Origin of the sequence: Amycolatopsis mongoliensis, assembly GCF_030285665.1 — a bacterium.
Classification (GTDB): Bacteria; Actinomycetota; Actinomycetes; order Mycobacteriales; family Pseudonocardiaceae; genus Amycolatopsis; species Amycolatopsis mongoliensis.
The window spans coordinates 3595017-3606728 of sequence record NZ_CP127295.1; the positions used below are offsets into that span (position 1 = coordinate 3595017).

The 11712-nt window shown below is 65.9% G+C and carries 12 protein-coding genes; 4 read left to right on the top strand and 8 right to left on the bottom strand.

Annotation, left to right across the window (positions count from 1 at the left end; all coding sequences use genetic code 11):
* Window positions 1–1151 precede the first annotated feature (1151 nt).
* The 5 genes from QRX60_RS17635 to QRX60_RS17655 form a co-directional block, all read right to left on the bottom strand.
* Window positions 1152–1661, bottom strand: coding sequence for a hypothetical protein (locus tag QRX60_RS17635; RefSeq protein WP_286001866.1), 510 nt, complete (start codon window positions 1659–1661; stop codon window positions 1152–1154).
* Entirely contained in the window at window positions 1658–3316 is a 1659-nt protein-coding gene (locus QRX60_RS17640; protein ID WP_286001867.1) for an alpha/beta hydrolase, read from the bottom strand. Before QRX60_RS17640 ends, QRX60_RS17635 begins: the two co-directional genes overlap by 4 nt.
* Window positions 3316–3624 (bottom strand): hypothetical protein, encoded by a 309-nt coding sequence (locus tag QRX60_RS17645; protein WP_286001868.1) that lies wholly within the window; start codon window positions 3622–3624, stop codon window positions 3316–3318. The genes QRX60_RS17640 and QRX60_RS17645 overlap by 1 nt, the downstream gene beginning before the upstream one ends.
* Before the next feature lie 130 nt (window positions 3625–3754).
* Window positions 3755–3982, bottom strand: a complete 228-nt coding sequence (locus QRX60_RS17650; RefSeq protein ID WP_286001869.1) for a hypothetical protein — start codon at window positions 3980–3982, stop codon at window positions 3755–3757.
* A gap of 510 nt (window positions 3983–4492) precedes the next feature.
* Window positions 4493–5371, bottom strand: coding sequence for a Scr1 family TA system antitoxin-like transcriptional regulator (locus QRX60_RS17655; protein WP_286001870.1), 879 nt, complete (start codon window positions 5369–5371; stop codon window positions 4493–4495).
* 267 nt (window positions 5372–5638) lie between these two features.
* Between QRX60_RS17655 and QRX60_RS17660 the strand changes: the two genes are divergently transcribed.
* A complete protein-coding gene (locus QRX60_RS17660; protein ID WP_286001871.1) occupies window positions 5639–5896 on the top strand; it encodes a hypothetical protein in 258 nt (85 codons plus the stop codon).
* Here QRX60_RS17660 and QRX60_RS17665 read toward each other — a convergent pair.
* Both QRX60_RS17665 and QRX60_RS17670 read right to left on the bottom strand, forming a co-directional pair.
* Window positions 5890–6246 (bottom strand): hypothetical protein, encoded by a 357-nt coding sequence (locus tag QRX60_RS17665; protein ID WP_286001872.1) that lies wholly within the window; start codon window positions 6244–6246, stop codon window positions 5890–5892. The two genes, QRX60_RS17660 and QRX60_RS17665, sit on opposite strands and share 7 nt — an antisense overlap.
* Before the next feature lie 48 nt (window positions 6247–6294).
* Window positions 6295–6720: a hypothetical protein gene (locus QRX60_RS17670; protein ID WP_286001873.1), complete on the bottom strand. Its 426-nt coding sequence runs from the start codon at window positions 6718–6720 to the stop codon at window positions 6295–6297.
* 416 nt (window positions 6721–7136) lie between these two features.
* Here QRX60_RS17670 and QRX60_RS17675 point away from each other — a divergent pair, with 416 nt between their 5' ends.
* Window positions 7137–8576, top strand: a complete 1440-nt coding sequence (locus QRX60_RS17675) for a helix-turn-helix domain-containing protein (RefSeq protein ID WP_286001874.1) — start codon at window positions 7137–7139, stop codon at window positions 8574–8576.
* 13 nt (window positions 8577–8589) lie between these two features.
* On the opposite strand, the gene QRX60_RS17680 is transcribed toward QRX60_RS17675, so the two are convergent.
* Window positions 8590–9411: an alpha/beta hydrolase gene (locus tag QRX60_RS17680; RefSeq protein ID WP_286001875.1), complete on the bottom strand. Its 822-nt coding sequence runs from the start codon at window positions 9409–9411 to the stop codon at window positions 8590–8592.
* Window positions 9412–10165: 754 nt separating this feature from the next.
* Here QRX60_RS17680 and fxlM point away from each other — a divergent pair.
* On the top strand, window positions 10166–11413 hold the full coding sequence (gene fxlM, locus QRX60_RS17685) for a methyltransferase, FxLD system (protein ID WP_286001876.1): 1248 nt from the start codon (window positions 10166–10168) through the stop codon (window positions 11411–11413).
* A gap of 42 nt (window positions 11414–11455) precedes the next feature.
* Window positions 11456–11635 carry an FxLD family lanthipeptide gene (locus QRX60_RS17690; protein WP_103343787.1) on the top strand — a complete coding sequence of 60 codons (180 nt, stop codon included), beginning with the start codon at window positions 11456–11458 and terminating at the stop codon, window positions 11633–11635.
* The last annotated feature ends 77 nt before the right edge of the window (window positions 11636–11712 follow it).

Genomic DNA, 11712 nt, shown 5'->3' on the forward strand with positions numbered 1-11712 from the left:
GGTCCTGTCCCTCGTAGACGGTGGGCTTGCCCCGGACCGCGGGTCTGCTGCACTGCGCTGCAGACCCGCCCAGCCGTGGTCGCAGAGCGGGAAAGGATGATGTCGTCGAGTGCTGCGCTTCGCGCGCAAGGTGACACTCAAAGTTACTATCAAAAAATACGCCACACTTGTGGCGAATTACTCGTTTCTGGGGCACTCTGGTGTTAGAAGGTGATCCGCGGTGGTCCACAGGGAGCGACCACAGTGGACCCTTCTGGGGACCCGGGCCGCTACCAACCCCCGGCGGCATAAAGGTTCCCGGCTCGGGAGAGGGCACTGGGGAGGGCGCCTCTCCCGAGCCGAAAACTTCAGCAACCGACGACGCGCCGGCCGTTTTCGGTAGATGGCGAGGTTTCGGGCCCGAGGAGATAGGCCTGGACTGGGCGTCGGTTTTCGCGCGTGCGTTGACGAGCCGCTGCCCTCGCGCTGTAACACGCTCATCTTCTGGGCAGCCGCGACGCGCCAGAGCGACAGGAGTTCCTTTTCATGACAACGAGTCTTCTGTGTGCGAAGCGGATCGCGGCGTAACTGCTGACGTTCGGTGTCCTCGCAAGCGCAACGATGGCAGCGGTGGTACCGGCCAACGCAGCTGAAGCATCGTCAGCCGCCGACGTGGTGTCCGACCAACCGGACGTCGGTACACCGGGCGAGGGCGACGCCAACGCGGGCACGCCGGCGGTCGCGCCCGACGGATCCGTCATCTGGTCCACGCCCACGTCGCCGCACGCGAGGCCGAGGTCGGCCGCGACGGCGCAGGGGTTGGATAGCGGTCACCGCGACCGCCGACGGCGCGCGCATCCGATCCCGGCCCGTTGACGGTCCGGTGTTAGGCACGATCGGCTACGGCGCCGGGTTCTGGGTATCGTGCACGCGCGGAGCCTCCGACGGGCACGCCTGGGGTTGGTCCTACCGCGCCGGCACCTACGGCTGGGTCCGCGGGGACCTGTGGGAGGTCGAGCAGCACACCGGACCCGGCGGTGGTGAGACGCCAGCGGTTCCGCGGTGCCCATAGCGTCGCGGCGGCACCCGCGGGTGCCGTGTGTGGGCGGGTCGTTCCGGCCGATGTATCTCGTCGGCTGGGCCGATGTCCTGGTGGCTGCGGAGCTGTCGCGCTAGTGGCTGGCGGGTGGGGTGCCGTCTCGCCACACGCACGGTGTGCTGGCGCCGATGTTGAGTCGGCCTGCAGAAGATGCTTCGAGGCTCATCAGATAGTCGTCTCGGGATGCGTTGAGGAAGAGGTCGTGGGGGCGCTTGTCGGCCTCCACGTGCCAGCCGTTGGTCGTGAACCAGGTTTTCAGTTTGTCGAAGTAGCCTGCGTTGGCTGCTTTGTCGACGCCGTCGACCCAGTAGTTGACGCTCGTCAGGACCTTGCCGGTCGGCCTGTCGCTAGAGTCGTTGCACTGGAGTGGTTGGGGCCCTTGGTCGGTCAAGTGGAAGCCGCTAGCGAACACGGCGTTGGCTGCGTCCTTGACCATCTTGTCCGCGTTGGCTTGAACCTCGGAGAGTGACGCGGTCTTTTCCATTTCTCCCTGCTCTCCGCATGCCGACACGGTGAACAGCAGCGCCGCCGCTGAGACGGTCGCGAGGGCACGCGTGGTAGTTGTTCGAATCCTGCGGCTCACGGCCTGCCTCCGGCGATGACGTTTCCCATTGACCTGAGCGAATCCGACCGGGGAAGCCAGTAGTCGCCGTGCGAGCTCAGCGGGTTGGTCGAGTTTGACTGGAATGTTTGTCCGCCGAACCACGCCGTCGTCGGATCAGGCCCGAGCGGGTCGATTTTGTCCGCTGCCGGGTTGTCGAAATTGGTCAATGCCGGGATGGGATCGGTGGGTGCCTTGGTGGAGTAGATGTGCTGGCCGACTTGGTCGGCCGGGACGCCGTCGAGATGGAGATCGCCTGCGTGCTGGACACCGACACCGGGGCTGGCGACCATGACCATGTTGTCGGCAGGAAGTCCGAGATCTCGGGCGGTCTGTCCGACGACGGTGGTGCCGTAGCTGTGACCGATGATCGTCGTGTTCACCTCGCCTGGCTGGTGGGTTGCGCCCAGGCCGTCCTGAAAGCGTCGAAGAGAGGATTCGGCGTGGTCGGCGTAGCTGGTGCTGGCGGCGTCAACGAGGGTTTGCGGGGCGTCGTAGCCGGCCCAGGTGATGACCGAGGTTGACGGCGATCCTGATCGCTGGGCTGCCTGGACCATGGCGTCGGATCGGTTGATGTCGGTGGCCATGCCGTCGTTGATTCCCGCGGTGGTGCCGGGGACGTAAGTGGCGACGTTGGCGGCGGTGTCGGGATTGCCGATGGCGATGATGGCTTGCCCGGATTTCTGGGGGTTGATGCCGAGCAGGTAGGCGTGAGGTTGCCCGGGCAGGGGGTTGGCGAGGCGGTCGTTGATCTGGTCCATCCCGGTCAGTTTGCCGTTGAGGCTGTCGCGTTGCCGCTCGAGGTCGAAGTACTCGGTCTGCTCGGTGGGGTCGCTTTGGTTCAGGTTGTCCATCCGGTGCTGCAGGTCGTCGCGTTGGTGTTTGAGATCGTCGTACTGCTGGGTGAACACGGTCCGGTTGGCTTTGTCCCGGACGTCGGCGGGGATGCCGTCCATGGCGCCGAGCGCGCCGGGCCGGTCGTGCAGCAGGATCGCCTGGCCGGCGGGGGACAGGGAGTTCCACCAGGCTGCTGTCTGGGACGGTGTTGCGTTGGGTGGGGGTTCGGGCAACGTGAGGCCGGGGTCGCGGGCACCGTCGGCGGCCGCGGCGGTGACGGTGGTCTCGTCGCCGGTGCCGAAGTCGCCTTCTTGGGCGCGTTTGAGGACGGAGGCGAGGTCGGCGTCGATGTCGTCGGCGGTGCGCAAGGCCTGGGTGATCGAGTCGGCGATCTGAGTGCGGATCCGGGCGCGGTCCTCGGGATGGATGTCCGGCGGGGCTTGGCCGGCGGGAAAGGTATCGGTGACGGTGCCGTCCTGGGCGATGCGATAGCCGTATTTGCCGGCGAGGGCTTCGGCGTTGGTGATGGCGTGCTGCACGCCAGTGATGGCGTCGGCGGCTTGGCCGATCGCTTTGGCGACGACGCTCGCCCCAGCCGCCATCTTGTCGATCCTGGACATGAGGCTGTGGTGGGCCGAGCCGGCGGTGTCGGCGGATGGGCCGGCCCAGCCTTCGACCGGCATCACTTTCCCGAAATCGTCACCTGAATGGGTGAGGATCTGGAGCCGTTGCTGCACAGTCCGGAAGATTTCGTCGAGTTGTCCGGTGTTCCACCGCTTGACGTCGGACAGGGCCACCATCAGCGCGGCCCGTGCAGACGGCCGGCGTCGGCGGTTGCGATGGCGGCGCCGTGGTCGCCGGCTTCATAGCGGTCCGCAGCCAGCCCAAGATCGCTGCCGTAGCGCTCGGCTTCGGTGCACCAGCCGCGGAACGTCATTCCCCAGCTCGCTCCGAACGAGGATGCGGCGGGCGCAGCTTGGCCGCCAGGCAGGGCTTCGACCAGGCCGGTGACGGGTTCGGCGCAGTCGGCGCCGCGCAGCTGGCTAAGCGCGTCGGCGATGACTCGTCCGGCGGCTCGGAGCGCGTCAGGCACCGTCTGGAATCCCATGTGTTCCCTCCCCGTAGTCGCCGTATCACACTACGGGACATCAGCGAGCCGCTTCAACGCGTCGGGGCGCCCAGGAGGCCGATGAAGCGCAGGTCAGGTGGGGTTACGCAGGCGCGGTGAGTAGAAATACTCAGCTCGGCGGCCCGGCCGTCCCGTCGGCATCCTCAAGTGTGATCTCTGGAGACTCGGTGGGTACGGGATCGAGCCTGACGGCGATCGTGTCGAGCAGCTGAGCGAGCTGAGCTGCGGAGGCCGGCGGCACGGTGCCGGCTTGGGCGGCAGCGCGCACTCGGTTCGCCGCCGAAGCGATAGCGCCGGAAATGTGGTGCGGGTCGACGTCAGGATCGAGGGAGTTCATGGGTTCTTTCTGGGCGTTGGAAAGAATATTGGCCGAAGCCGTACTCGTGGTGTGTCTCTACGTGATTATGTTCGCGACTTTTGACCGCACTTGTTCGCGGGTTCTGACCGCACATGTTGATCACCGACGTGATCAGTGTCGGCCAGTTCTGACCGCACCGTTGCCTTCCTCGCGATCAAGTGTGGTCGTCACTCGGCACACCTCCAGGTCGTTCGTCCTCCGCTTCGCTCCGGGCGCTCCACCTGGACCTGCGCCTTCGCAACGACGCAGACGGCGAGGATCGAGCAAAGGCGACGTATGCCCACCCCGCGGGCCGGGATCCGGGGTGCGGTCACTTCTCACGAACACAAGCCTCCCTGCCGAGCGGGGTGCGGTCGGTTGGCACAGAGAAACGCGGTCGCAACTGGCGGACAAAACCACTCTACGACATCGAGGGCTACGAACCCGATTTGTAAGAACGGGAAGCGACGGTCTTTCAATCGTCGTGAGGGTGGAAGTTGGACTGCAGCGTCACGATGCCTCTGCTGCGTCGGGTAACTCGGTAGGTCCGGCCTGCGTGCCTTGCAGTGTTTCGTCAACGGACTGCAGCTCGACGGCATGGCGGCGCAGCATGTGCGTGGCGCGCTGGTAGGCGGTGAGCGTGTCTCGATCGGCCAAGTAAGTGCTGGCGCGATGGTGGTGTACCGCGGCCGCAAGTGTGACTTTGTGGTGGCGGTACAAGGTGAACGGGCTGATGAGTCCAGGTGCGCAGACGTCGGCCGGGACGACTCGCAGTGCGATGTTCGGTCGGGCCGCCAGGTGCTTGAGGTTGCTCAGCTGATCGGTGCGCATCTGAGGTGGGCAGGCGTGGAGTGCAGTGTCGCCAACGAGGAACGTGTAGTGCCGGTTCGGGTCAACGAGGTCATTGCGGCGAGTGGGCTCGGCGAGACTCTGCGCGTCCGCATAGCCGGGGTCAGCGAACGGATGGTTGAGCAGGTACAGATCATGTGCAGGGGTACGCAGCAGGTCCGGGATGAGTGTGGGTGCCCATTCGACGACGTCGGTGGCGAGGTGCTCGTAGTGCCAGGCGAGAGCGGCGTGGTCCCGGTGGTGGGCGTCGACAAATGCGGGGTCGTCGGCGTGGTCAGCTTGATTCAGGATGCGCTTGACGGTGACGCGATCGGCGTGGAGCGCATCGAGGAGCTGGGCTACGGCAGTGATCGGCGGAATGCGTTTCGCTGTTTCCCAGTTTGACAAGTCTTGCGCGCGGAGGCCGAGCCTGGCAGCCACCTGACGCATCGTGACGTGGCGGGCGATGCGGAGCGTGCGGAGGGCCAAGCCGACGGCGACCGCTGGGGGTGGCTGGACAGCGTACGTATTACGGCGTGGATCGCGGATTAGCGGGCGCACTGTGGTTTTCTTTCAGCGTGTGAGACGTGGTCAGGAGGCTGGGTGGTCGCGGCAGTGACGTCAGCGGCGTAGGTGCTTTGCCCCTTGTTCAAGTCGGCGATGGTTGCTGTCCGGGTCGGCGGTCGGCCACGGTGACGTCGGGGCTTCGGCTGGTTGAGTGGGTAAGCGGCGCAGGCCGTACAGCACACGGGCCATGACTTCCGGGGCCGGTTGATCGGGCGGGCGACGAGGAGGTGCCTCGGTACGACCGACGTACGGCCGTGGACGATGCGGGTGCACCGGCAGCATGCCGTCGGTGGGTTTCGCGGCCGGGGCAGGGTGGATAACCGGCAGGACGTCTGTCGGAGCGTTGGCGGCTTCGGCTTCGGCGCGTTCGTGCGCTACCCGACGCCGGATGCTCGCCACGCTGCTGGGGCTGCGCTGTATTCGCCGGTTGTGCTGGACGTCGCGGAGGATGTGCGCGACGACCAGCACGATCGGCGACGCCAGACAGGCGAGCACGACGAGGACGCCGACGTTCACTGATCTGGCGGCTCGGGTGGATCAGCCGCCTTCGCTGAGGCTGGCGGGGTGAGATTGTCGGCGTAGAGCCGTAACACCTCGGCCAGTGCCGCCAGCAGCCCCACCGTCTCGTGGAGTTGGTCTGACGTCGCCGTGCTCGTGCGCAGGCGCATAGCCACTGTAACGAGCTGTCTTCCGGTGATGGTGACGCGGTCGGCCAGGTTGAGCGGGGCGGCTGGTGCATCCTGGTTGTTGGCATGGGTGATGAGCACGTCTGCCAGTTCCATCAGGAGTCCAGCGAAGGCGCGCTCACGTTTGGAGGCCATGGTGCCGGTGAGGAGTTCGCGGCTGATCTCCGGCACGTGCTTGTTCACGCCCGCTAGTGCCCGTACTAGTTCAGCTGTTTGCTGGTCCATCGGGGGCTACTCCGTCGTCCGGCTGCGCATCGCGTGCACCTGTGCTCCTGCGTCCAAGACCAGTCGCTCACGCATTGCGTCCTGCAGCAGCGTGTTCAAGGCCAGGTGCCGCAGACTCGGCACTACGACGTGCCGGGTCTGCGTCCGTACCAGTTCGGTCACCAGTTCGTCGAAGCCGTCTCGGGCACCACAGTGGAACTCGAAGAAGAAGCTGACGAAGCGCAGGTCGAGGCTGTGTGCGTACCGGATGACTGCCTGCTCGAGGCCGCGCACCTTGCGATCGGGCAGGCCGGCCGGAACGCGCATGTAGCCGTAGGCCAGCGGAGTGGTCAGGCACTTCGTGGCGACGTCATTCCGGCTGAGCAGTGTTGTGGCCGGCATCAGAAGCCGTCCCGCAGGCGCGCGGCCTGACGTACTTTGGCGCATGGCCATGGCGTCCGGCATATCGCGCAGCCACGGTGCTTGGTCGACGGCCGATGTACGACGAGGTAGACGTGCAGCAATGCATACATCTGTAGTGGCTTAATGCTGAATGCTGCAGGTCGGCGCGTGGATTGCACGACGGAGTAGGGCACCGGGATCGCCTCGTTCGTTGCTTGCGGTCGTTGGTCAGCACCCCGACGGTCGGGACATCACGGCGAACAGGAGATCGTGCGTGCGGGAGCTCGGCTATGGCCTCGGAGGCGAGAGAAGAGATCCCAGGGGCCGCCGGGGTGCCGTAAATGACCATGGATTGGTCCAGTCGCGGCCACCAGGGCACAAACCGGACTGAATCTAACCGGTCCTTGCATTGCCGGGTCTGACCTGCGGTAATGTGATGAACGCAGGGCGTAGCCGGAGGGGTGATTATGGGCGGACGGCGGTTCGGCTTCATCCGAGCGCGCAAGAAGGCGTGCTTCACGCAGGAGTCGTTGGCCCATGCCCTCAACGTCGACCCCACGACCGTGGGCCACTGGGAGCGCGGGCGGACCGAACCGCTGCCCTACAAGCGTCCGAAACTTGCCAAATTGCTGAAGGTGTCGCTGGCCGAGCTGGAGGATCTGCTGGCCGAGGGCACACCTCGTGCGGCGGTCGAGTCGGCCCCTGTCGTCCAGCGCGGTGCGCCCGGGACGACACCGACGACCACGCCGCGCAGCGGCTTGTTGCTTCCGATTATGGTGAATGGACGGCCCGTACTAGTGCCGCTGGACGGGGCTACCGTCGCCGCCAGCGAGCTGGGGTCACTTCTGCCTCCCGCTCTCGTCGCCGACGACGAGGCTGACCGTGCAGCTCATGCCGCCGAATGGGACACCGTGAGTCCACTTAGTCGTCGCTCGCTGCTTAAGTACGGCGTACCCGCCACGGTTTTGCCGGCGCTCGGGCTTGATGAACTCCAGCGCGTCTCCGAAGCCATGGCGGACGCACGCCGGCATTTCGACGGCCCGGTGCTCGATTATTTCAGCCGCCAACTGGCCGCATGCAAAGCCGACGACGGCACGCTCGGCCCGGCGAAGACCTTACCGCTCGTGCTCGGGGTGGTGAGTGCCGTTGAAGAGCACGCTCGCGATGTCAAGCCGAACATCAGGCGAGACCTGCTCAGGCTCGGTGCCGAAAGTGCTGAGTTCGCTGGTTGGCTCTACCGCGATGTGCGTGACTTCGGTCGGACACTGTATTGGTACGACCGAGCCATGGAATGGGCGCAGGAGGCAAACGATCCGGCCATGCAGGGCTACGTCCTGCTCAAGAAGGCGCAACTTGCGTTCGACGAACGCGAACCGCGGCGGATGCTCAGCCTGTCGCAAGCTGTGCGACGTGGACCATGGACGCTTCCGAACCGAGTTCAAGCCGAATCGGTGCAGCAAGAAGCACGAGCGGAAGTCATGCTGGGTGCGACTGCCGACGCTGTGGCATCCAAGCTCGACGAGGCTCGCCAGCTCCTGGGCGCTCGAGACGAGAGAGACTGCTCGTTGGGAGCGCACTACAACGACACGCTGCTGACCATGCAAACTGCGATCTGCTACACCGAGGCTGGCGCACCGCGACGCGCCGTGGAGCTGTACGACGAGTCACTGGTGGAAGACCGATTCTCGCCGCGCGACTACGGGTTTTTCCTATCGCTGCGAGCCGGCTCTCTGGCTTTGGCCGGAGAGCCTGATGAAGCCGCCCGGACCGGCGTCGAGTCGGCCGCCCGAGCCGACAGCACCAGCTCCCGACGCACGAAACAGGAGTTGGTGCGCGTACTGGAATACCTTCGCCCATGGGGCAACCGTCCAGCCGTCGTGCAGCTGGGCGAGGTTGTTGCTCGATAGCCGGTCCAGGAATTCAGTCTAAAGTCAACCAGTCACGGACTGCGGCGATCACCTCGGCCTGCCAAATTTGGCTTTGCGGATTGGCGTACGTCGGATCATCGTGCACGGCGAAGCCGTGCTGCGCGCCCTCGATTTCAAGCAGCCGATGAGGCGCTGTCAGGCGGCGGTCCGCGTCACGGGACGACTCCACTGGGATAAAGGTGTCTTTCGTGCCGTGGACGACGAGCGTGGGTGCCTGGATGTCGGCCATAGCACGCCGGGCATCCAGCCAGAACACCTCGTTGAGTAAGGCCCGGCTCAGCTTGAAGGTGGGTGAGTGCGGCAAGAAGCCCTGCTCAGCCAAGTCGCGAGCAGCCTGTTCGGTCAGGAAGTCGTTCCGCCAGAAGTCCTTTTGGTCCACGAATCGCTGCTTGTAGTCCAATAAGGGGTTGAAGAGAACCAACCGCTCGACATCGGCCTGTCGTCGAGCGGCGTAGTAGGCGGCCAGGCCACCCGAGAAACTGGCGGCGACGAGCGACGCAGCATTTACCCCGAGCTCCTGGCAAATGTGGGCTCGAGCCGCTCGGATCGCGTTCAGGACCCCGGCGAGGGACAACTCTTCTTGACGGCCTTCGCTCTCGCCGTGGCCGGGAAGATCGAAGCGTAGGGAAGCCACGCCGCTCTCGGCCAGACCCGCAGCCAACCGGGTGAAGAAGCCCGCCTCGTGACGAGTGACGCCACCCCCGTGCACGAGTACGACTGCGTGGTTGCTTTGGCCGACGGGCTGGACCAGCGTGCCGACCAGGTTGAGGCCATCTAGCGACCGGACGGTGACGTCGATGCTGTGTGCGCTCATGGCTTGATCCTAGAGATCTGGACGCTCACCGTCGTGGAACCTGGTTCAACGCATGGGCTTCGACTCTTGCGGGAGGGAGGCCTTCTTTCGGTTGCTAGTGACTCCGAACTGCATTCCGCCATGATCATCCGTCTGGTCACCCGCTGAGTTCGCCACATTCCCGCAGGTGGCACCGCTGAAGGCAAGGTCGACTCAGCATCCGTCCGGTTTGTGCCCTGGTGGACCTGGCGAGAGAGCTCCATGGTCATTTATGGCACCCCGGCGTTCGGTCGTACCGCTCCACCAGGTGACAGCGGACGTCCCCACCGCGGCGCGGTCCCGTCGCGCCTCGTGTTCGACGTGGTCCCGGCCGTCGGGGTGCCCCCAGAACCCACGAGGAGAACGAACCGGTCGGCGAGCCTCGACCAGAAGCAAATCCGAGCCGACGCCGGACCGTTCCGGGGTCACTGCCCTCTACCTGCGAAGGAGCGCTCGATGACCGGGAATAGCGTCAACCGCGATGGAGGGGGCGAGCATCCGGCCGGTGGGCGGGGCGAGGGTCGCGGCGGATAGCCCAGCCGCGAGAGCGCGATCGCCGCCGACGGAATTCCCGCCGATCGCGTCGGCAGGCACGTGGCTGCCGCCGGCCGGTCGACCGTCGCAGTGCTGGCACTTCCTGCGCGGGGGCCGCGCCGTGGACCCCGACGCGGCGCGTTCCTGGTCTTCCGAAATACGCAATCCACAAACTGTCAGACCTCTCTGGAACGGTAATCATGTGAACACACTCCGACACAACGACGTCAGTGCCGCTAAGCTCCGCGATGCCCTGGTCGATACGCTTCTCGCCAACAGCATGATCACCTCGCCGGAGGTGGAGCGCGCGTTCCGCACGGTGCCCCGGCACCTGTTCGTTGCCGACGGCACCCCGCTGGAGGTCACCTACAACATCGACAACTCGGTCGCGATCAAACGCGGCCCGGACGGCGTGATCATCTCCTCCACCAGCGCGGCCTACATCCAGGCCCGAATGATCGAGCAGGCCGGCCTCACCGCGGGCATGAGCGTGCTGGAGATCGGATCCGGCGGCTTCAACGCCGCCCTGCTGGCCGAGATTGTCGGCCCGGACGGGCGCGTGGTCAGCGTGGACATCGACCCGGACGTGACCGACCGCGCTCGCGAAGTGCTCGAGCAGACCGGATACGGCAATCGCGTCGACGTGGTACTCGCCGACGCCGAGAACCCGCTACCAGGGCTGCACGAACCGTTCGACGCGATCCTGGTGACGGTCGGGGCCTGGGACCTGGCACCTGCCTGGCTTACACACCTGGTCGAGGGCGGCACGATCGTCGTTCCGCTGCGGATGAACGGAGTCACCCGCGTCATCGGCTTCCGCCGCGAGGACGACCACCTGGTAAGCACGTCGTCCGAGGTAGCCGGGTTCGTCTCGATGCAAGGCGATGGCGCACGCGACGAACGGGTCTTCCTGCTGCCCGACCGCAACGGCTACCACGTCAAGCTGCGGTTCGAGGGCGACGTCCCGGCCGGGCTGGATCAGCTGGACGGGGTGCTGGCGACCGAGCGCACCGAAGCCTGGTCCGGCGTCACCATCAAGCACGGGGTGTCCTTCGCCGACCTGCACCTGTGGCTCGCCGTCTTCCTGCCTGGCTTCTGCAAGCTGGCCGTGGACGAGGGCACCGACCTGGCTGCCGAGCGCAAGGGCTGGTTCCCCTTCGGTGCGGTCCACGGCGACTCGTTCGCCTACCTGGCCGTCCGCCCCCTCCCGGAAGGCGGCGGATCGGAGTTCGGCGCGCGCGCCTACGGGGCCCACGGCGACGACGCCGCCACCGCGCTGGTCGAGCAGATCCAGGCATGGGACCGCCACGGACGCGACCGCGAACCCACGTTCACCTACTGGCCGACCGGCTCCGACCGGCCCGAGTTCGGCAAGGACACCGCCGTGCTGGTCAAGACGCACGGCGTGGCGACGATCTCCTGGCCCCGGGCGGCGTCCGCCGCTCGGTGACCGGGTGCCCTGCACAACCCGAGAAATGAAGGAGTGAACCGAATGTCAGCAGCACTGGCTGTCGAGCCCGTTGGCGTGGTCGATGACGCGGAGTTCGAGCTGGACCTGCGCGTGGTGGAGTCCTCCACCAAGCTCGTGATCACGATGTGCGACACGAGCGACGGATGCGGCAGCACCTGCAGCACCAGCGCGTGCACCACGTTTTCCAACGACCCGTACTGATCCAACCCCCTGCTGTCGGCGTCCGAGTCTGGCTCGGGCGCCGACAGCAAAGGGTGCCCTTGATCGTGACCGGGTGA

Excerpts from the sequence above, each read along its gene's own strand:
- QRX60_RS17640 (WP_286001867.1), bottom strand. The coding sequence starts at position 3,316 with ATGGTGGCCCTGTCCGACGTCAAGCGGTGGAACACCGGACAACTCGAC.
- QRX60_RS17645 (WP_286001868.1), bottom strand. The coding sequence starts at position 3,624 with ATGGGATTCCAGACGGTGCCTGACGCGCTCCGAGCCGCCGGACGAGTC.
- QRX60_RS17650 (WP_286001869.1), bottom strand. The coding sequence starts at position 3,982 with ATGAACTCCCTCGATCCTGACGTCGACCCGCACCACATTTCCGGCGCT.
- QRX60_RS17660 (WP_286001871.1), top strand. The coding sequence starts at position 5,639 with ATGCGGGTGCACCGGCAGCATGCCGTCGGTGGGTTTCGCGGCCGGGGC.
- QRX60_RS17670 (WP_286001873.1), bottom strand. The coding sequence starts at position 6,720 with ATGGCCATGCGCCAAAGTACGTCAGGCCGCGCGCCTGCGGGACGGCTT.
- QRX60_RS17675 (WP_286001874.1), top strand. The coding sequence starts at position 7,137 with ATGGGCGGACGGCGGTTCGGCTTCATCCGAGCGCGCAAGAAGGCGTGC.
- QRX60_RS17680 (WP_286001875.1), bottom strand. The coding sequence starts at position 9,411 with ATGAGCGCACACAGCATCGACGTCACCGTCCGGTCGCTAGATGGCCTC.
- QRX60_RS17690 (WP_103343787.1), top strand. The coding sequence starts at position 11,456 with ATGTCAGCAGCACTGGCTGTCGAGCCCGTTGGCGTGGTCGATGACGCG.